19 protein-coding genes and 1 pseudogene are annotated in these 19,371 nt (G+C 35.1%); 2 read left to right on the top strand and 18 right to left on the bottom strand.

Features of this window, described 5'->3' with window-relative positions; all coding sequences use genetic code 11:
• Positions 1 to 2: 2 nt before the first annotated feature.
• The 9 genes from fliY to aroQ are packed head-to-tail and all read right to left on the bottom strand — an operon-like array spanning position 3 to position 6,961.
• Positions 3 to 818, bottom strand: coding sequence for a flagellar motor switch protein FliY (gene fliY, locus EDC58_RS00335; protein ID WP_123351505.1), 816 nt, complete (start codon positions 816 to 818; stop codon positions 3 to 5).
• Entirely contained in the window at positions 811 to 1,881 is a 1,071-nt protein-coding gene (gene fliM, locus EDC58_RS00330; protein ID WP_123351504.1) for a flagellar motor switch protein FliM, read from the bottom strand. The genes fliY and fliM overlap by 8 nt, the downstream gene beginning before the upstream one ends.
• A complete protein-coding gene (locus tag EDC58_RS00325; RefSeq protein ID WP_123351503.1) occupies positions 1,874 to 2,560 on the bottom strand; it encodes an RNA polymerase sigma factor FliA in 687 nt (228 codons plus the stop codon). Before EDC58_RS00325 ends, fliM begins: the two co-directional genes overlap by 8 nt.
• A complete protein-coding gene (locus EDC58_RS00320; protein ID WP_123351502.1) occupies positions 2,557 to 2,895 on the bottom strand; it encodes a hypothetical protein in 339 nt (112 codons plus the stop codon). The genes EDC58_RS00325 and EDC58_RS00320 overlap by 4 nt, the downstream gene beginning before the upstream one ends.
• 12 nt (positions 2,896 to 2,907) lie before the next feature.
• The gene (locus tag EDC58_RS00315) at positions 2,908 to 3,771 is read right to left on the bottom strand and encodes a P-loop NTPase (protein ID WP_123351501.1); all 864 of its coding nucleotides are present in this window, start codon (positions 3,769 to 3,771) and stop codon (positions 2,908 to 2,910) included.
• The gene (gene flhF / locus EDC58_RS00310; RefSeq protein ID WP_123351500.1) at positions 3,768 to 5,015 is read right to left on the bottom strand and encodes a flagellar biosynthesis GTPase FlhF; all 1,248 of its coding nucleotides are present in this window, start codon (positions 5,013 to 5,015) and stop codon (positions 3,768 to 3,770) included. Before flhF ends, EDC58_RS00315 begins: the two co-directional genes overlap by 4 nt.
• 1 nt (position 5,016) lies before the next feature.
• Positions 5,017 to 5,472 carry a 2-amino-4-hydroxy-6-hydroxymethyldihydropteridine diphosphokinase gene (gene folK, locus EDC58_RS00305; RefSeq protein WP_123351499.1) on the bottom strand — a complete coding sequence of 152 codons (456 nt, stop codon included), beginning with the start codon at positions 5,470 to 5,472 and terminating at the stop codon, positions 5,017 to 5,019.
• Positions 5,469 to 6,482, bottom strand: a complete 1,014-nt coding sequence (locus EDC58_RS00300; protein ID WP_180937073.1) for a M24 family metallopeptidase — start codon at positions 6,480 to 6,482, stop codon at positions 5,469 to 5,471. The genes folK and EDC58_RS00300 overlap by 4 nt, the downstream gene beginning before the upstream one ends.
• Positions 6,482 to 6,961 (bottom strand): type II 3-dehydroquinate dehydratase, encoded by a 480-nt coding sequence (gene aroQ, locus EDC58_RS00295; protein ID WP_123351497.1) that lies wholly within the window; start codon positions 6,959 to 6,961, stop codon positions 6,482 to 6,484. The genes EDC58_RS00300 and aroQ overlap by 1 nt, the downstream gene beginning before the upstream one ends.
• Before the next feature lie 65 nt (positions 6,962 to 7,026).
• Between aroQ and mqnF the strand changes: the two genes are divergently transcribed.
• Entirely contained in the window at positions 7,027 to 8,247 is a 1,221-nt protein-coding gene (gene mqnF, locus EDC58_RS00290) for an aminofutalosine deaminase family hydrolase (protein WP_123351496.1), read from the top strand.
• On the opposite strand, the gene EDC58_RS00285 is transcribed toward mqnF, so the two are convergent.
• The 9 genes and pseudogenes from EDC58_RS00285 to rpsF form a co-directional block, all read right to left on the bottom strand.
• On the bottom strand, positions 8,240 to 8,869 hold the full coding sequence (locus EDC58_RS00285) for an OmpA family protein (protein WP_123351495.1): 630 nt from the start codon (positions 8,867 to 8,869) through the stop codon (positions 8,240 to 8,242). The two genes, mqnF and EDC58_RS00285, sit on opposite strands and share 8 nt — an antisense overlap.
• 9 nt (positions 8,870 to 8,878) lie before the next feature.
• A complete protein-coding gene (locus EDC58_RS00280) occupies positions 8,879 to 11,092 on the bottom strand; it encodes an FtsK/SpoIIIE family DNA translocase (RefSeq protein ID WP_235823142.1) in 2,214 nt (737 codons plus the stop codon).
• A 23-nt stretch (positions 11,093 to 11,115) separates the two neighbouring features.
• On the bottom strand, positions 11,116 to 13,761 hold the full coding sequence (flgL, locus tag EDC58_RS00275) for a flagellar hook-associated protein FlgL (RefSeq protein ID WP_123351494.1): 2,646 nt from the start codon (positions 13,759 to 13,761) through the stop codon (positions 11,116 to 11,118).
• A 36-nt stretch (positions 13,762 to 13,797) separates the two neighbouring features.
• Positions 13,798 to 14,211, bottom strand: a pseudogene (locus EDC58_RS10395) (methyl-accepting chemotaxis protein); the annotation flags it as partial.
• Between the two features lie 456 nt (positions 14,212 to 14,667).
• Positions 14,668 to 16,062: an exodeoxyribonuclease VII large subunit gene (xseA, locus tag EDC58_RS00265; RefSeq protein ID WP_123351493.1), complete on the bottom strand. Its 1,395-nt coding sequence runs from the start codon at positions 16,060 to 16,062 to the stop codon at positions 14,668 to 14,670.
• Positions 16,059 to 17,030 (bottom strand): alanine racemase, encoded by a 972-nt coding sequence (locus EDC58_RS00260; protein ID WP_123351492.1) that lies wholly within the window; start codon positions 17,028 to 17,030, stop codon positions 16,059 to 16,061. The genes xseA and EDC58_RS00260 overlap by 4 nt, the downstream gene beginning before the upstream one ends.
• Before the next feature lie 6 nt (positions 17,031 to 17,036).
• The gene (rpsR, locus tag EDC58_RS00255) at positions 17,037 to 17,318 is read right to left on the bottom strand and encodes a 30S ribosomal protein S18 (protein WP_123351491.1); all 282 of its coding nucleotides are present in this window, start codon (positions 17,316 to 17,318) and stop codon (positions 17,037 to 17,039) included.
• An 11-nt stretch (positions 17,319 to 17,329) separates the two neighbouring features.
• On the bottom strand, positions 17,330 to 17,815 hold the full coding sequence (gene ssb / locus EDC58_RS00250; RefSeq protein ID WP_123351490.1) for a single-stranded DNA-binding protein: 486 nt from the start codon (positions 17,813 to 17,815) through the stop codon (positions 17,330 to 17,332).
• Positions 17,805 to 18,143: a 30S ribosomal protein S6 gene (gene rpsF, locus EDC58_RS00245; protein WP_123351489.1), complete on the bottom strand. Its 339-nt coding sequence runs from the start codon at positions 18,141 to 18,143 to the stop codon at positions 17,805 to 17,807. Before rpsF ends, ssb begins: the two co-directional genes overlap by 11 nt.
• Before the next feature lie 203 nt (positions 18,144 to 18,346).
• On the opposite strand from rpsF, the gene gap reads away from it, so the two are divergent.
• Positions 18,347 to 19,360 carry a type I glyceraldehyde-3-phosphate dehydrogenase gene (gene gap / locus EDC58_RS00240; protein ID WP_123351488.1) on the top strand — a complete coding sequence of 338 codons (1,014 nt, stop codon included), beginning with the start codon at positions 18,347 to 18,349 and terminating at the stop codon, positions 19,358 to 19,360.
• The last annotated feature ends 11 nt before the right edge of the window (positions 19,361 to 19,371 follow it).

The raw sequence follows: 19,371 nt of genomic DNA, 5'->3' as shown, positions 1-19,371 counted from the left end.
AATCAACCTTTAAGTGATTTTAACCTATCAGCCTTACTTCCGATAGAAGTTATCTGAATACCGAAGTTTCCGTCAACTATCACCACTTCGCCCTCACCTATTTTTTTATCTTCTATTAAAATATCAAGAGGCTCGTTCGCAAGTTGATTTAGCTCGACAATACTTCCGATATCCATATTAATAACATCTTTTAAAAGCATAACTTTACTACCGATTCTAACTCTAAGCTGAAGCTTGACATCAAGAAGCATCTCTAAGTTTTTGGCTTCTTCAGGTATTGCAATATCGCTTGGAGCTTCTTTTGGCGCAGCTTCTTGGACTTCTTCTTTGGCTATCAAAGAATAAAGAGCTTTATCCAAAAATACCTGACAAGATTTTAATATATCGTTTACCTTGCATTCTATATTTATCACATATCCGAAATCCTCAAAATCCTCTTCGACGCTTACGAAAGTAACTTCGCCCACTTCAAATTTCAAATCCGGCATATCGCTTTGGGCTTCAAGAGCTGTAGAAAGAGCTCCCAAAATATTAGAAACAATCTCTTTTACCGCATCAAGGTCGTCTTCGTTAACTTCGCTTTTGGCTTCTCCCTCGCCTCCCAACATCAAATCGGTAACAGCCGTCGCAAATTCGGGAGGAATAATAAAAACTATCTCACCTTTAGGTTTTACTTTTGCCGATACTTTTACGTATGAAGGAGAAGTCGTCCCGGTATTTTTGGAGTGATTAATAAGATTTATTTCCGGCGTTATCCCTATTAATCCCTCAATTGTGGATTTTATTTCGTTAAGAAGTATTTCAATAAACTCATTCACTCTCTTCTCCTGTTATTTGTTCAAGTCTTTGTTTTCTTTTTTGTTCAAGTTTTTCAAGGATTTGTTTAATTTCGTCGTGTTCAGTTTTTAGGATTTCTTTGATTTTTATCGACCTTCTATACCTTTTCACACCGAATTCGGCTATGAATTTTTCTCTTCCGTCAACCTTAACTACCACAGTATCATCCGCCGGGCGGTTTAGTTTTATGATATCGCCCTCTTGAAGTTCCAAAATCTCTTTCATAGTAAGTTCGGCATATCCGAGCACAGCTTCAAGCTCGATTTTTGCTCCTCTTAGAAGCGCTCTTAATTCTTTGTTTCTACTTTTTCTGCTACTCGTTTCGCTAAGCATCAAATCGCGACTCGCAAGTTTCGGTAACAAACTCTCAATCGTAATCACCGGATAGCATATATTCATCATACCGCTTGTTTGACCGATGATAATCTCCATTACTATCATTATGACAATCTCGTTTTGAGCAACGATTTGTACGACGTTCGGACTTGATTCTTTAGCTTCTATAACAGGATACAAATCCATAATCGGAGACCAAATATCTCTCATATTTTGAGTAATAACTCTTAATATCTGATCCAAAAGGTTTATTTCTATATCCGTAAATTCCCTATTGGCATCAAAAGGCATTCCCGGGCCACCGAGGAGTCTATCTATCATAGGAAAAACGATACTCGGATTTAGCTCTATTACACCTTTTCCGTCAAGAGGTTTTAAAGAAAAAACGTTAAAAGACGTAGGGCTTGGCAAAGACATAAGAAATTCGCCGTATGTCATTTGGTCTACGGAGTGAAGCTGAATCTCTACGATACTTCTCATCAAAGAAGAGATGTGACTTGCCAAATTTCTCGCCATTTTATCATGAATGGCACGAATTGAACGTAACTGTTCTTTGCTGACTCTGTTGGGTCTTTTGAAATCGTATAGCGTTACCTGTTTTTGTTCTAAAATATCGGGAACTTTCTCAAGTTCCTCAGGAGCTATATCTTCCTCTTCGACAACCTCAAGTAGCGCGTCGATTTCTTCTTGTGATAAAATATCAGCCATCTGCTAATCTTTCCCTTAGTTTTTTAATAACTTTTTTATGTATTTGCGAAACCCTACTCTCAGTTACACCTAAAATCTCGCTTATTTCTTTTAGACTAAGCTCTTCGAAATAGTAAAGTTGAATTATCATCTGTTCTTTTTCGCCGAACTCTTCCAAAACTTCCATTATTTTATCGATTAATTCCTCTTCTTCGACTTTTTTCGAAACGTCGTCGAAGTAGTTCATTTGGTCCTCAATAGGCATTACCGTATAAATATCGCTTGCGGTTCTGGCTTTTCTTACTTTTTCAACATCAACATCGAGAATTTCCGCTATCTCTTCATCGCTCGGTTCGGTATTGAATTTGGAAGTATATTTTTCTATTACTTTTTCAATCTCTTTAATAAGTTTTCTATCACCTCTACTGACAGTATCCAAACTTCTTAAAAAATCAAGCATTGCGCCGTAAATTCTCGTTTGCGCGTATCCCCAAAAATTATCGTTAATTGCCGGGTCGTATCTTTTTGCAAGCTTAACGAGCTCTTCGAATCCGATAGAAACCAAATCGTTAAAATCCACACTGCTTGGCAATCTCTCTTTTAGTCTTGCGGCCATAGATTTTACAGCCGGCATATAATCGACAGCCAAATGGTCTCTATAAGCTTTTATGTTGTCGTTATACGGATTGTGCGAACTCATGATTTATTCTTTCTGATGATTTCCAGCTCTTCTTCTTCGACTTTTTTAATAAATTCGTAGTTATTTAATATGCTGTCTTCTTTTTTCTCAAGCTCTTTAATCTGCACGTCAAGTACCGAATCTATCTCTTTTTTATTTAAATATTCTATCTGTTTAATATCTATATATTTTACATAAAAAGCCACGCTTGCAAGAGCCACTAAATAAAAAATCAAAGTGATTAGAAAAGTATATAATAAAAGCTCTTCAACCCCGAAATCCTTTAAAACCGAGAAAATCAGCCCTATAAAAAATCCGCTGACCGTCGCGAAATATATGAAATTCTCTCCTCTCATTGCCCACCCTTTTTAAAATCCTGAAAAAATCTTCTTAAAGAAGCTACTAAGTCCTTTTTCCTTTTCAAGCACTTTTCGTTCCGAAATTTTTGCTATTTTTCTCGCAATCGAAAAGACCTGCTCGCTAACCGACGAATTAGGATACTCTTTTGTAAATAAAAGCCTTTTGGTCGATGAAATATAGATGCTTTTATCGTTTTTTATGTACCCGAGCATCAATAATCTAAAATCGCTTCTTAAATTTACTTTTGCCACATTTATTATTTTACCAAAAATATTGTTCGCTTCTTTTGGAGAATGTACTTCATTTAATATCATATAAGCGATATCTCTCTTTTCGCTTATTACTTTCACCATTGCATAAGCGTCTGTTATTGCTGCTGGTTCCGGTACCGTTACAATTATAACATCATCGGCCGCATCAAGAAAAGTTTGTACTCTTTTATCGATTCCTGCACTCGTATCAATCAAAAAGAAATCGAAATCTTCAAAATAATCGAGTTGAGATAAAAAGTTACTCAAACTCATCTCATCCGCAAAATTGATTATCTCTTCTCCGCTCTCACCAGGAATTAAATAAAAGTTTTTATCGACTTCTATTACGATATCTTTTAAAGTACACTCGTTTTTTAGGACGTTTAAAATGTTTCTTTTAGGATTGACTCTTAACATTACGTCCAAATTCGCAAGTCCGATATCGGCATCAAAAAGTGCCACTTTAAATCCAAGAGCGCTTAGTGCGTATCCTAAATTGGCGGTAATCGTAGTTTTTCCAACCCCGCCTTTTCCGCTTGTAATAGCAATTACTCTTGTTTTTAAATCTTTTGGTTTTTCGTTTTGAACCAAATTTTTCAGTTTATCGGCTTGCGTTTTCAACTAAGCTCCTTATTCAAAATACCTTTTAATAAATAGTCAGCATCGGCTACCATTAAATCATCAGGTACTTCTTGACCTATAGAAAAATAACTGATAGGTTTTTTTGTATCAAGAAGCAAAGAAAAGATATTTCCGTAAGTTTTGGTTTCGTCAAGTTTAGTAAAAATAAACGTATCTATCGGAAGAATCGAAAAATTATTGTAAATATCGCACAAATCTTCATATTTAGTCGTAGCAGAGAGTACCAAAGAGACGTTTATTTCCGCAAAAGTATTTACTTTCAAAAACGAATTGAGTCTTTCTATTTTTTCTTTGTCGTGCTGAGAGCTACCTACGGTGTCGATTAAGATATAATCGTTATGTCTTAGAGTATTTAAGGCTTCTTCGAAATCGTTAGGGTCAACTACGGTTTCAATCGGAAGTCTCATCATTTTAGCATACGTCATCAACTGCTCGACGGCACCGATTCTATAGGTATCAAGAGTAATAATTCCTACTTTATGTCTTTGAGAGAGTTTATAAGCATATCTTGCGGCAAGTTTTGCTATTGTAGTCGTTTTTCCAACACCCGTAGGTCCGACAAACATCATTATTTTTTTGTGAGGCGGCTTTATTTCTCTTTCGATTCTTATAGGAATCATTTTTTTCAAAAGAGTATGAAAATAGCGTCTTATAGTATCTCTGTTTTTTCTCATTTTTACAGGCATATACTTGATAGTGAGTTTCATTATCTCGTCAAGATGTTTGGCACTCATTCCACTTGCACGTGAAAGTGCATATATTTCGCTAAATTCCGGCGGTAAATCAAGGTCGTCTTTGTGAGAAATATCCCAAACCGCGGCTTGTAGAAACTTTAGAGTATCCGAAAGTTTACTAAGCTCGTCTTTTAATGCTTTTATCTCTTCATCGTTATAAGGTTGTAAGTTTTTGGTATTTTGAGGCTCTTTTTGAGATTGAAAAATATTAGCGCTTTTTTCTATGTTTTGTTTTGTGGAGATGGTATTTATCTCTTTTGCGGCTTTTGAGAGCCTAAGCATTACGTCATCAACGTCGCTTTTTTTATTATTGACACTTTTTTCGTGTTTTTCCTCAATAGCGACCACTATCTCGTAAAGCCCGGGACTTGTGAGAGTCTTTTTTTTAATCTCTTTACTTGATACGATAACAACGTCATCTCCGAGTTCGGCTTTTATCTTATTCAAAGCCTCAGTATATGTCGGCGCCGTGTATGTTTTTAGTTTCAACTCAATCCTTTAATGCTAATGGTACGAGAACCGAATCTCTTTTTTTATAATGCGGATGCGGTATAATGAGTTTTTTTGTATTAATTTTAACATTATTATACAATATTATATCCAAATCCAAAGTTCTCGGGGCGTTTTTGAAGCTTCTCTTTCTTCCGTATTTCTTTTCTATCCATAAAAGATACCTCAAAAGCTCAAAAGGAGAAAATGAAGTCTTTACGACCAAAATCGAATTATAAAAATCGGGCTGGTCTAAATACCCAAAAGGCGGATTTTGATAAATGATTGAGGTTTGAATTATATCGATTTTAGGATGAGAATCGATAGTTTTATATACTTTTTTAAATCTCCTGATACAATTTCCGAGATTACAGCCTATACCTATCAAAGCGACGTTTTTTTTGGTGCTTTTTTTATAAGGAGCGGGGAAAAAGGTGGTTTTTATGATTCTTCTCATATCTCCTCGCTAAGAATGATTGGTTTTTCATCTTTTATCATTACCATATCTTCAATTCTCACTCCAAAAGCCCCCGGAATATAAATTCCCGGCTCTATTGTAAACACCATTCCGTTTTTTATTGTCGTTTCGTTTCTCGAATTGATATAAGGCCACTCGTGAATATCAAGCCCTACACCGTGACCTAAAGAATGAACGAAATATTTTCCGTATCCTTCTTTTTCTATAACTTCTCTTGCGATTTTATCGAGCTCTTTTGCTTTTATTCCGACTTTTACGGCTTTTAGGGCTTTTTCTTGCGCTTTTCTCACGATATCGTATACTTTTTGAATTTCCTTATTCGAAAATTTTTGATTTTTAGACATACTGATATTATCGCCCACAAAAATAGTACGAGTCCTATCCGAGCAGTATCTTTTATATTTTATTCCGGCGTCCAAAAGCAGCAAATCGCCTTTTTTAAGACGCTTTTCACTAACTTCGGCGTGAGGTTTTGCGGCGTTTTCGTTGATAGCCACAATAGGTTCGAAACTAAGAGCTCTTCTACCTCTTAAAGTCAGTTTTTCTTTAAATCTATAAGAAAGCTCATATTCGTCAAATCCTTCTTCAATTTCGTTTTTAAACTCTTCAAAAGCAAGAGCCCCAAGTCTAACCGCTTCTTTTATTATCTCAAGCTCGTCATCTCTTTTTATCATTCTTTTTTTATGAGACATATTAGGTTCGTTTTGTAAATTAACGACTTTTTGCAAAGAAGTGTAATCTTTATAATTCCATTTTGTCGGGTCGATTTTTAATTTTTTGATTTTATGCTTTAAAATAAGCTCTTTTGCTTTTTTTAACAAATCTTTAGCTTCTATTACTTCGGCGTTTGCTTTTTCTTTTGCGTCAAGCGTATATCTTCCGTCCGTAATTACATAGCGAGCGTGTGAGAGCGATAAAAATATAGCGTTATCGCTCGACCACCCGCATTCGTAATAAATTTCGTTTTCTCCGTTAAGGATATAATCCATTATTGTCCTTGTTTTTGCTCTTTTGCCATTTTAATTTCATTTAAAACTTGCATAATGGCAACAAGTCCCAAATGATAACTAAATGGCCCAAATCCCGTAATAGTTCCGATTACGACAGGCGAAATCATCGATTTATGTCTGAATTCTTCTCTTGCCGCAGTATTTGTCATATGCACTTCAACAACAGGCATTCCGTTACTTCTAAGTGCTGCAATAGCGTCTCTAACTGCGATAGAGTAGTGAGTTAAAGCCGCAGGATTAATAATAAGTCCGTCGGTTCCGTCTGTGAGACACTCTTGAATAGCGTCTACGATATCACCTTCGTGATTGGATTGATAAAATTCGATATCAAATCCGTTTTGTTTTGCAGCCATTTCCATATTTTTATTAATATCTTCAAGCTTCATCGGTCCGTAAAGTTGTACCTCTCTTACACCTAACATATTCAAATTCGGTCCGTGAATTACTTTGATTTTCATAAATTCTCCTTTTTTTGTGTTATTTTACTAAAATTTTGCTAAAATCATTTAAAAAAGGAAATGGTTTGGTTAAGTTAAAGGCCGATTATGTCGTTTGTATGGATAAAAATTACACTATTTTGGAAAATGCCGAAGTTATTTTTGATAAAGAGATAAAAAAAATAGGAAAAAATTTACCGAAAGTCGATAAAGAGATATATTTAGGCAAAAACTCCGTTGTAATGCCGGCACTTATCAATACTCATACTCATCTTGAATTCAGCTCCAACAAAACTTTACTTGAATACGGAGATTTTATAGGTTGGCTAAATTCCGTAATAGAGCACAGAGAAACGTTATTCGTCGAATGTAAGGGAGAGTGTTTTAAAAAAGCTATCGAAGAGATGAAAAAAAGCGGTGTTTGCGCTTTTGGAGAAATAAGCTCCACGGGAGATGACCTTAAATATATAAAACATTCACCCCTAAAAGTAGTCTATTTTAACGAGATAATCGGAACGACTCCGGGGGCTGTGGATATGCTCTATCAAGATTTTCAAGCAAGACTTCACGAATCTTTCGAAATAGAAAAAAGAAACGAAAAATTTAAAGTAGGAATCTCAATTCACTCTCCTTATTCCGTTCATCCTATTTTAATGGAAAAAGTAATATCTATCGCAAGAGAAAAAAATTTGCCTATTCAAGCGCATTTTATGGAAAGCAAAGCTGAAAGAAGCTGGCTTGATAAAGGTGAAGGAGAATTTAAGCTATTCTTTGAAAAACATTTCAAAAACGCAAAACCTTTAATCAAACCTCTCGAATTTTTAGAAAAATTCAAAAACACACACACGACCTTTATTCACTGCGTTTACGCAAACGACGAAGAGTTACAAAAAATCAGCGAATTAAACGCCTCAATAGCGCATTGTCCCGTATCAAACAGACTTCTTAACGTAGGTATTTTGAATCTTGAGAGAGTAAAAAATTTTTCAATAGACTACTCCGTAGCAACGGACGGGATGAGTTCGAATTATTCTTTAAATTTATTCAAAGAAATAAGAGCCGCACTTTTAATGCATACCGACTTACATCCGAAAATTCTTGCAAAAGATTTATTAAAATCGGTAACTATCAATGCCGCAAAATCTTTAAATTTAAACAACGGAAGTTTGGAAGAAGGAAAAGATGCCGATATCATTGCATTCAAGCTTCCTAACAAAGTTAAAAATTTAGAGCTTTTACCTCTACAAATAATCCTTCACACAAATGAAGTCGAAAAAATGTACATAAACGGAGAGGAGATTATTTAAGTCCGCTGATAGCTACAATCTCCACTCTTCTGTTTAACGCTCTGTTTGTTGCTGTAGTATTCGGTACAAGCGGATATTTTTCTCCATAACCTTTTACTACGATTCTATTTGCATCAATTCCATATTTTAATACCAATAAATTTCTAACGGCAAGTGCTCTTTTATATGAGAGTTTTTGATTGTATTCAGCACTTCCTATATTATCGGTATATCCGGCAACTTCGATTTTCAGTTTAGGATTAGCTTTTAAAATTTCAGCCACTTTTTTAATTTCAGGATAATAGATTTTTTTCACATACGCTTTATTAAAATCAAAATTTATATAAAGTCTCGCAAGTACAGGACATCCATTGTGATCTACAGTTAAGTTTTTAGGCGTATTAGGACATTTGTCTTTAATGTCTGGCACTCCGTCTCCGTCAGAATCTTTTGGTACTATATATTTAACTTCCGGTTTGCATTGTTCTTCTGTTACTTGTTTTTGAGTCGTATTATTATAATCTTTCCAACCTACAATCGTCTGATTACCAGCAAGTTCCACTACGTTATTCGCCATAGGTTTTTCAGCACATCCCACCAAAAAAAGTAATGCTCCGCTTGCTAAAAAAAGCATTTTTTTCATTTTTTTCTCCTAAATTAAGATTTCTCTTTGCCCTTTTGCATTAGGCGGCGATAAAATTCCCATTCTCTCCATCTGCTCAATAATATTGGCTGCTCTATTATACCCAATTTGAAGACGTCTTTGAAGGTAACTTATACTCGTTCTTCTCTCTTTTAGAATAATTTTTTTCGCTTCTTCAAATAATTCGTCCAAATCTTCGACTTCTTCAAGCTCTTGCGCTTCGCTTTCGATTGTATTGATTATGGTATTGTCATAATCTGCTTGACGTTGTGATTTCAAATACTCGACAACTTTTTCAATCTCTTCTTCGGTTGTAAACGGAGCGTGCAGTCTAAGAAGCCCGGCAATTCCAGGAGGCGTAAATAGCATATCACCTCGCCCCAAAAGACTCTCGGCTCCGTATTGGTCTAAAATTACCTTACTATCCACTTTTTGCCCCACCTTAAAAGAAATCCTGCTTGGCAAATTCGCTTTAATAAGCCCTGTTACAACATCAACACTCGGTCTTTGAGTAGCGACTATCAAGTGAATGCCGCTGGCTCTTGCCATTTGCGCAAGTCTGGCGATTGCATACTCGACGTCTTTTCCGCTTGTCATCATCAAATCGGCAAGCTCGTCGATTATAATCACGATATAAGGCAACTTTTCGTTTTTATCGACTTTTTTATTATAGCCTTCTATATTTTTAACTCTTTTTTTGGCCATAAGTTTATAACGTCTCTCCATCTCTTTTACCATAGCGTTAAGTGCTACGATAGCCTTTTTAGACTCTGTAATTACGGGAGTTAAGAGATGAGGAATATCTTCGTAAATCGAAAACTCAAGCATTTTAGGGTCTATCATTACGAATTTAAGCTCATCCGGAGAATTTTTATAAAGTAATGAAAGAATCATTGCATTAATTCCCACACTTTTACCGCTTCCCGTAGTCCCGGCAATCAAAAGATGAGGAAGTTTTGCCAAATCCGTAACAAAAGGAGCTCCGACTATATCTTTTCCAAGAGCCAAAGTCAAAGGAGATTTCGATTTTTTGAAAATATCGCTTTCAAGTATTTCTCTTAAATAAATAGTCTCCATTTTATCATTCGGAATTTCTATACCTACTACGTCTTTTCCGGGAATCGGGGCTTGTATTCTTATAGATTTAGCTTTCAAAGCCATTGCAAGGTCGTCTTGTAAAGATAAAATTTTGCTAACCTTAATATGCGGTAAAGGCTTAAATTCAAAAGTAGTAACGACCGGCCCTACGTAATATCTGACTACATCGCCTTCCACCTTAAACTGCTTTAATTTTTCAAGCAAAATTTTTATTTTTTTATCTATTTCGGCTTCGTTTATTTCTCTTTTTTTCTTAGGCGGTTTTTGCAATATATCAAGAGGAGGAAACTTCCAATCTCTCGGTTTTTCACGCTCTCCTATTTCTATTTCTGATAATAATTTTTTAGTATCTTCAAGCTCTTGGACTTGAGTTACTTTGTGTTCGTTTTTATCTTCTATTTTTTGTGCTATATCTTCAAAATTATCTTTTGTCTCTTTTTTCTTTTTTGTCTCAGCTTTTTTAGCGGCAGGTTTTAAATCTTCTTCATCCAATGACTCTTTTAAAGTTTCCAAAACATCTTCGTCATTGTCACTTTTCGTAACTTTTTCATCAATATTTTCTACAAAATCCTCTTTTTGCTCGAAAACTTGAATATTTTCTTCTTCAAAATCGTCTTCTTCAAATTCTAAACTCTCTTTTGATTCTATGTTTGCATTCTCATTTATAGAAACATCATTTTCTTCTTTTTTAGCTCTTTTTTTATGTATGTATTCGAAAATTTTCTCTTCAAAAATCAAAAATCCGCCCCATGCCAAAATTACGAAACCTAAAAGAGCGACTCCCAAAATTCCGATATATTTTTTAAGCGCTACGGCTATTACGTTTCCGATAACACCTTTTTGAAAAATAAGAGCCTGAAATATTAAAAAGCCCAAAAATAAGAAGATAATACCGAGTGCTCTAAGTGAGTTTTGAGTGTTGAATTTGTTAAAAAACCACAAATAAAGTATCCACGCAAAAAATAAAATATCAAGATATGCCAAAAATCCGAATAATAATAAATTACTATCACCCAGAAATTTTCCGAATTTACCGACTACGGAAGCCGAAGGTAAAAATGTAGAAATAGCAAAATAGATTAAAAGGGCACCCAAAAAGACAAAAAACGCTTTTCTTAAAATCACTTATCCTTTTTTTTATTGAAATTTTATCTTAAATAGTTAAGAAGCGTCAAATTATTTACCTTTGCAATACTCGCAAGTAGCCCTTGATACGACGTATTTAGAGAATTCAGTCTCATTGTAGCTTCACCGATATCGGTATCTATATTTTCGGATTGCAATGTTTGTACGTTTATTTTTAACATATCGACTCTTTGTATCGTCATATCGAATTCGTTGCTGACAGCTCCGATTTTTGCATGAGAGCGTCTAACTCTATCCATTACGTGATCAATCGCTTCAATAGCCCCTTGAATTCCGAAGTTTCTTGCGTCTTTTGAAGAAGCATCGGCAAAATTATTTCCGTTTTCGACCGCTTCTATCGCTTGATTCAATGTCGCAAAAAAGTCGGTTTGAGGTTCGTCTATTGTAATTGCATTGTTTGCTTGAAAATATAAATCGTTTGAATTTTTATCGTCTATTGCAAGTTCTATATTCGTATTTGCGTTTTGTTTGTCTTTTACGTAAAATCTACCTTTTTCATCCACACCGCTCTCAACGCTGTTTTTTGCGTTTGCAAGAGCACTCTCATATGCCTGAGGTGTATTATCGGCAGGGATATTACCGCTTACAAGCATAGAAACCACATCTCCCAACTGTCTGTAAGTCAAACCTTTTTGAACGTTTTCTTTTGTGCAAAGTTCGCATGTAGTAGGATCCATTTCGGTAGTTGTTTTAATAAACGTATTTGCCGGCGTTTTGTTTCCGTTTGCGTCATATATATCAAACACCTCATTGAGGTCTCTAACTCCGTCGTTGTTCTCATCTATCCAAAAAGTAGATAAATGTCCGTCAGCATCGGGAGTATTTCTTAAAGTAATGATTGCTTTTTGAAACTTTCCGTCTTGTTTTTTAAACGTCACTTCGAACTCTTTACCGTCTATATCATCAATTCCGATACTATCCGCAAGAGTGGTATCATTAGTTACGTAAGTTTGAGCATTAGGATTTTTTTCTACAATTTTTTGTCCGTCTTTAAAATACGTAATATAATCTTTTTGAATATTCGAAACGTTTCCTTTTATTTCGTTGCCGTTTTTATCCATATACAACTTATCAAAATTAGCTACGTCATCTCTTCTTAATGCCTTAACCATATCGTCATGAGTATGAAAAACTCCGTCATTATCGCTGTCACTATATGTTTGCATTGTAATTGATAGTTTCGAATCGTCACTCGGGGAAGAAAGAGAATTATCCGTAACTACTATTTTGCCGTTTTCAAGAGATACGTTAACATCCCCGAAACTATTTTTAATAGTATCCAACACATCTTGCATAGTGGTAGTATCGGTGATTTTGATATTTACATCCACTGCATTCCCACTTGTGTCGGTACCTGTAAATCTAACAAAATCGACACTCTCTTTTATCGTATCGCTACCCTCTTTTATAGCTTCGCTTCCAAAAACGTCTTTTGCCAAATCCTGAGGAATCGCATCTCTATTTCCGTTTATAAACTTCAATCCGAAATTAAATACTCTATTGTCAAAACCGCTATTATTCGCGGTAGCTTGAGATAAATCTCTTATTCCTTTGAAGTTACTTTTTTGAAATTCGACGATATAATCCCCGTTTTTTACCAAATCCGAAATATCGGCCTCATCGCTATCGCTTGCCACCATATAAAAATCACTCATCATTTTTCCGCTATTTACGTCTTTGATTTGAATTTCACCCATATCGTTAAGAGTTACGTCAACTACTTTGTTGGTTGCGGTATTTCCGTATGCTGCGCCGATTTTATCAAGCAAATCTTTTACGCTTTGAGAGTTCGATAAAGAAAATTTCGTATTGATACTCTCGCCGTTTGGTTTTCTACCTTTGATATAAAAATAACTGATTCCGTCTTCATATTTCCCATCACCAACATATTTATCCTCAACTCCCGTAAGCATTCTTATTTGAGAATCGATAGTTATCGTTTCGTTTATAGGAGGATTGTCACTATCAGGATGAGTGCCGTTTAATTGTTGATGTTTGTCGATATACAGATTCCCATCGGCACCTCTTACGACAAATTGAGGATTTGCTTTCATTTTGTCATATTGTATAACATTTAGAGTCATATGTTTTTTATAGTCGTTATCTCTACCTAAGAAAAGCTCGCTTCCGGGAATATTATATTCTCTTTCTACTCCTGCACCCAAAAACGCTTTTACGCTCTTATCGTTTCCTTGATAAGAATAATCGTCTTCTATCGGTTTTTTATCAAAAGCGCTTCCGCTAAAAAGATATTTTCCGTCAAGGGATGTATTTGCTAAGTTTTTTAGATGTTCGAGTTCGCTTTTTAGCTCACTTACGATAGCTTCTCTACTCGTCGTATTGTTGGTATCGTTTGCTGCGGTTAAAAGCTTGCTTTTAAAACTACTCAGGGTTGATACGATATCATTTAGAGTCGTATCACTCTCTTGTGCGAATGTTTTTGCGAATTTTGCGGATGAAGATATTTGAGTAAAGGAATTTATCTCTTCGTCAAGTTTCAAAAATTTAGTATATACGGTAGGGTCGTCATACATATTTTCTATTTTTTTGCCCGTTGCGATTTGAGTTTGGACTTTTGTAAGTTCGCTTAAAGTTCTTTGTTGGTCGGTTACGAAGTTGTTATAAAAAGTAAATTGTGTAACTCTCATATCAACCCTTTTTTAAAAAAGAAGCAAAAAGTATTCCTATCTTTTTACCTCTTTTGCTAAAAGTTGCAATTTTCTATTTAGATCTTCAACTTTTTTCAATACTTCTTTAAATTCTTCTACGGAATTGATATCTACTTCATAAAGTTCTTCGAAAATCGATTTGAATTCGCTCATAAGTTCATACATTTTACTTGTAATATTTACAAGAGTTTCACTCTCGCTCGTAATATTTCCGCTGCTTTGTTTTAGAGTATTGATAGTAATTTCAACTTCTTTCGTAGCATCTTGAGTTCTCTCGGCAAGTTTTCTAACTTCATCGGCAACTACCGCAAATCCTCTTCCGTGCTCTCCTGCTCTTGCGGCTTCGATTGCGGCGTTAAGAGCTAAGAGGTTAGTTTGTTCGGAGATATCTTTAATTAATTGAATAACATTGTTAATTTCTTCGATTGAAGAGCCCAATTGATTGAAACTCTCTTTTGTAGTATCGGTAAAACCGACTATTTTATCGATTTCAAGGTTTAGTAAATTAAACGTATCTCTTAAATCTTTGATTAAAGTCTGAACACTCTCTTTCATTTTTTCAAGAGCTTTTAATTCTTCAACTCTCTCTTCACTCTCTTCCGCCAGTTCTTTAACTTCATTTACTTCACACTGAATTGCGTTCGGTTGTGAGGTATTTACATTCGGTTTCATTCCGGCTTGTCTTTCAAGAGCGTCAAGTTGCATTTTCAAATTAAGATTTTCACTTGAGAGCCTTTCGTTTTCTCTTTCAAGCTCCCTTTTTTTATCCTCCAAATACTCTATTTTTGTTTGGAGTTTTTCAATTTCTTTGATGTACTTACCGCAAAACATACTCTGTCCTTTTTGTTTTTTGTTAAAACAAAATCGGCAGAAAAAAAAATTTTTTTATTTTTTGTCTAAAACTTTCGCGGTGATTATCGTCGAAGTATTTTGTAGATTAAATTCGTCGTTAATTTGTAGATTTTCAAGAGGAATTCTTTTATTGTTTTTTACTATTTCCGCAAAACCAATTTTTTCTTTATTTTTAGGATTTGCGAGTTTATAGGCTTCTTTTAGGGAGTTTAGGCTTTTTTGTTTTACAAAAATAATATTCAACGCTCTTGAATTAAAATCCTCTTTTAGAGGCAGGGAGTTTTCTTTAACTCTTATGATTTCAACCATTAAATTACCAAAACTTTTTTTCAATAGTTTTATCTCTTCTTCGGTTTTTAATAGTCTGTTTTTCGGAGAAGAGCTTATAAAAGAAGATTTTAAAGATTCCAAAGTTAAATTTTTATCATCAAGCACAGATTTAAACGAATACCTAAACCTCTCTTTTAAAACGTTAATTTCATTTAATTTCATATCAAGTTTTTTATTTAAAGAATTGGCTTCGAAAATCTCTATCAAATGGTGAAGCAGTTTCTCTTTTTTTTGGATAATATGAGAGGTTTTATAAGAAAACGAATTTATCATCTCATCTATCATCATCAATATTTCGTTTTTATCAGGCAAGGCAATTTCCATAGCGTTACTCGGAGTAGCGGCTCTTTTATCCGCAACAAAATCACTAATCAAATAATCAATCTCATGCCCAACAGCAGAAATTATCGGAGTTTTCGCCTGATACACGGCATCAGCCACCACTCTTTCGTTAAAAGCCCACAAATCCTCTTTGCTACCTCCCCCTCTTCCTATAATTATCAAATCAAAACCTCTGCCGTCCTCAAAAACATACTCATCAGCTCTTTTTATGTTTCTTGCTATATCCTCAGCAGCACCCTCGCCTTGAACGAGCGTATTAAAAAGATAAAATTCACTCAAAAGCCATCTCTTTTTGGCAATTCTTAGCATATCCTGAAGCGCTGCCGCCGTAGAAGAAGTAACTATCGCTATTCTTTTAGGAAACTTCGGCAGGGGCTTTTTTTTGCTTTCGTCAAAATATCCTAAGTTTTTGAGTTCTTCTTTTAACTGCTCGAATGCAAGCTGTAAAGCTCCGATTCCGCTGGGTTCGATACTTTGGGCTATGATTTTATATTCCCCTCTTGGTACATAAAGATTCACAGCTCCGTAAACCAATACTTTTTCACCCTCTTTTAGTCTGAATTTCATTTTAGCAAGATTGCTTCTCCACATTGCGCAATTTATGGAAGATTTGTCATCTTTTAGGGTAAAATAGAGATGACCCGAGGAGTGATATACCACCTTACTAACTTCACCCTCAACCAACACTATCTCAAAGTGAGATTCCAAAATCGATTTTATTTGATTGTTTAGCTGAGTTACGCTTATAGGTTTCATTTGACTACTCTTTTGATTCTCGGAGACATTTTTACAAGGATTTCGTATGTTATGGTATCGAAGTTTTTAACGAATTCTTTTATATCATCAAAAACAACAACCTCTTTATGCTCTCCGATAACACTCATATAATCCATAGAAATTTTACCGATAGCTTGAGTGTTTTTTAATTTACATCCGTTTTTAAACCAAGGTATCCCGTCCGCATATCCGACATCTACGGTAGTGATTTTTATCTTTTCATCACTTATAAAAGTTTTATTGTATCCCACACCCTCTTTGGCATCAAGCTCTCTAACGCTTACGGCTTTTGCTACCAAACTCATAACGGGCTCAAACCCCTCTATTCCTCCGTAAATTGCAATTCCGGGTCTAACATAATCCAAAGTATCGGGGAGTTTGAAAATAGCGGTGGAATTGGCGATATGAAAATAAGGCTCATTTAAAGAATTTTGTTTGCAAAATTTCAAAACCCTTTTTTTAATCTCCAAAAACTTGTCATACTGAATAAAAGTATCGCAACCTACCTCTTCACTACAACAAAAATGAGAAAAAACACCTATTAAATTAAACTCTTTTTCTTTAATTAATTCAAGAGCTTCATCAAGTTCGCTTATTAATATCCCGTTTCTATGCATTCCGGTATCTATTTTAAGATGAATATTAGGATGTCTGTTTTTTTTGAGCTGAGTAAGAGAATTAATAGCGTATGAGAAGTTTTTAAAACTTCTACCCGTCGTAGGATTGAAAATCAAAATCTCTTCAAACAAATCCTTAACGAGCTCGGCTTCTTGATTGTTTCTTACACATACTTTTTTTATTCCGTACTCTTTTAAAAGTTTTGAAATGGTAAAAATTCCGTGTCCGTATGCATTATCTTTGATAACGGCTAAAATATTGGGATTTTTTGAAGAAATTTTGTCGAGGTTTTTAAAGAGGTTTTGTTTGTTTATGTATAAAGTAGCCACAAGGGATTACCCTTTAAGTGGCTTGATAAGATCGAATGGATTTTCGATAACTCTTTTTCTATCCACTACGTAAGGAATAAGTGCGACTTGTCTTGCTCTTTTGATTGCTTTTTGTACCATATCTTGGTGTTTTTTACATGTACCTGTAAGTCTTCTTGGCATAATTTTATATCTCTCAGATAGTGAATATTTGATTAAATCTAAATCTTTATATCCGATGTAATCAACTTTCATTTCGCAGTATTTACATCTTTTTTTACCGTATTTTTTCTTTGGATCAGCTGCCATAATATCTCCTTTTAGAATGGAAATTCGTCTTCATCAATATCAATTGACGGAATTTCGTTATTGTTTTGTTGTGTTTGTTGTGGTTGCATCTGAGGCTGTTGCTGAGGCTGATTATTATATCCCTGATTTGAATATCCGCCGCTTTGATAACCGCTATTTTCAGCACTCGCTTTACTATCCATAAACTGCACTCTCTCAGCTACGATCGAATGTTTACTTCTTTTTTGTCCGTTACTATCAACCCACGTATCAAGTACAAGTCTTCCTTCGATTAATACCCTTCTGCCTTTTGCAAGGTACTGGTTGGCAATTTCGGCACTTCTACCGAATACTGTAATATCGATAAACATCACTTCTTGTTTGTTTTCACCAGTAACGCTGTCTTTATAAGTTCTATTTGTTGCAAGGCCGAATTTGGCAATAGCAGTCCCACTAGGGGTATATCTAAGCTCTACGTCCCTTGTGAGATTGCCGATGAGGATGACTTTATTGAACATTCTTAGCCATCTCTTCCCAGCGTTTGATATCTTTTTTAGTTTCGTATTTAACAGTCATGAATCTTAATAAATCTTCGTTATATCTCATTTGTCTTTCAAGTTCAAGAACCGCTTCCGCAGGCGCTTTATAATAAACTATATAATAATGTCCTCTTTCGAATTTTTGAATAGGATATGCAAGTTCTCTAACACCGATATTGTCAACTGCTACTACTTCTCCACCTCTTTCAGTGATAACTTTTTTAACGTTTTCTACGATTGCCGCTTTTTCTTCGTCAGTAAGTGTCGGCTTCGTAATAAACATCGTTTCGTAATGTCTTAAGCTCATTAAATCTCCTTTTGGCTTTATAGCCCCCGCTTCAGGAGCAAGGAGGCGTTTTTTTAATTTTTGAGGCGTAATTATACTATATTTTATAAAATTTTACAAATCTATTTTTTTAATACATTTTATATTCGTCTCAAAGCCTTATTTAAGGTTTTAAATACAAAAAGTATGATAAAATTCCATAAATAGAATAAAAAGGAGAGATAATGGCAAAAGTTGCAATTAACGGACTCGGTAGAATCGGAAAAATGGTTCTATGGCATTATGTTGAAACAAAACCTAAAAACGTAGAAATCGTTGTAGCAAACGGCGGAAGCGGAACTCCTGAAGATTTAGCTTATATGCTTAAATTCGATTCGGTTCACGGAAGATTTCCTGCGAGTGTGGAATATACTGACGACTCTTTGATAATCGACGGAAAAGAGATTAAAATCGTAAGCGAAAGAGACCCTGCAAAACTTCCTTGGAAAGAGATGGGAATAGATATCGTTATCGAAGCTACGGGTAAATTTACAAAAAGAGAAGACGCGGCAAAACATCTTGAAGCGGGAGCTAAAAAAGTAATTATCACCGCACCTGGTAAAAACGTAGATAAAACATTTGTTTTGGGAGTAAACGACAACGAATACGACCCTGAAAATCATCATGTAGTATCAAATGCAAGTTGTACTACAAACTCATTGGCACCGGTTATGAAAATTTTAGAAGACGAATTCGGTGTGGAAAGCGCTCTTGTAACTACAGTTCACGCTTACACTTCAAGCCAAGTGACTATCGATAAGAAAAAACCTGGAAAACACAGAAGAGGTAGAGCTGCTGCCGTAAATATCATTCCTACTACAACGGGAGCTGCAAAAGCCACAATTGAAGTAATCCCTAACCTAAAAGGAAAAATGCACGCAATGGCTCTTAGAGTGCCGGTACCTGATGTTGCCGTAACTGATATTTCGGTAACTCTTAAAAAAGAAACAACTGCTGAAGAATTAAACAAAACATTTGAAAAATACGCTAACGGAGCAATGAAAGGTATTTTAGGAATTACATATGAAGAAGTAGTATCTACGGATATGATAAGCAATCCGCATTCAAGTACTATCGACGCACTTTCTACATCTGTAGTTGACGGAAACAAAGCTAAAATCTTAACTTGGTACGACAACGAATTCGGTTATGCAAGAAGAGTACTTGAACTGACAGATATGATAGCTTCCAAACTATAAGCAAAAAGCTA

This window comes from Caminibacter pacificus (genome assembly GCF_003752135.1).
Taxonomy (GTDB): Bacteria; Campylobacterota; Campylobacteria; order Campylobacterales; family Nautiliaceae; genus Caminibacter; species Caminibacter pacificus.
This window is presented reverse-complemented; position numbering and strand designations above follow the sequence as displayed.

Coding starts and splice junctions, on each gene's coding strand:
- fliM (WP_123351504.1), bottom strand. CDS start 1,881: ATGGCTGATATTTTATCACAAGAAGAAATCGACGCGCTACTTGAGGTT.
- EDC58_RS00325 (WP_123351503.1), bottom strand. CDS start 2,560: ATGAGTTCGCACAATCCGTATAACGACAACATAAAAGCTTATAGAGAC.
- EDC58_RS00320 (WP_123351502.1), bottom strand. CDS start 2,895: ATGAGAGGAGAGAATTTCATATATTTCGCGACGGTCAGCGGATTTTTT.
- folK (WP_123351499.1), bottom strand. CDS start 5,472: ATGAGAAGAATCATAAAAACCACCTTTTTCCCCGCTCCTTATAAAAAA.
- EDC58_RS00300 (WP_180937073.1), bottom strand. CDS start 6,482: ATGGATTATATCCTTAACGGAGAAAACGAAATTTATTACGAATGCGGG.
- aroQ (WP_123351497.1), bottom strand. CDS start 6,961: ATGAAAATCAAAGTAATTCACGGACCGAATTTGAATATGTTAGGTGTA.
- EDC58_RS00285 (WP_123351495.1), bottom strand. CDS start 8,869: ATGAAAAAAATGCTTTTTTTAGCAAGCGGAGCATTACTTTTTTTGGTG.
- flgL (WP_123351494.1), bottom strand. CDS start 13,761: ATGAGAGTTACACAATTTACTTTTTATAACAACTTCGTAACCGACCAA.
- xseA (WP_123351493.1), bottom strand. CDS start 16,062: ATGAAACCTATAAGCGTAACTCAGCTAAACAATCAAATAAAATCGATT.
- rpsR (WP_123351491.1), bottom strand. CDS start 17,318: ATGGCAGCTGATCCAAAGAAAAAATACGGTAAAAAAAGATGTAAATAC.
- ssb (WP_123351490.1), bottom strand. CDS start 17,815: ATGTTCAATAAAGTCATCCTCATCGGCAATCTCACAAGGGACGTAGAG.
- rpsF (WP_123351489.1), bottom strand. CDS start 18,143: ATGAGCTTAAGACATTACGAAACGATGTTTATTACGAAGCCGACACTT.
- gap (WP_123351488.1), top strand. CDS start 18,347: ATGGCAAAAGTTGCAATTAACGGACTCGGTAGAATCGGAAAAATGGTT.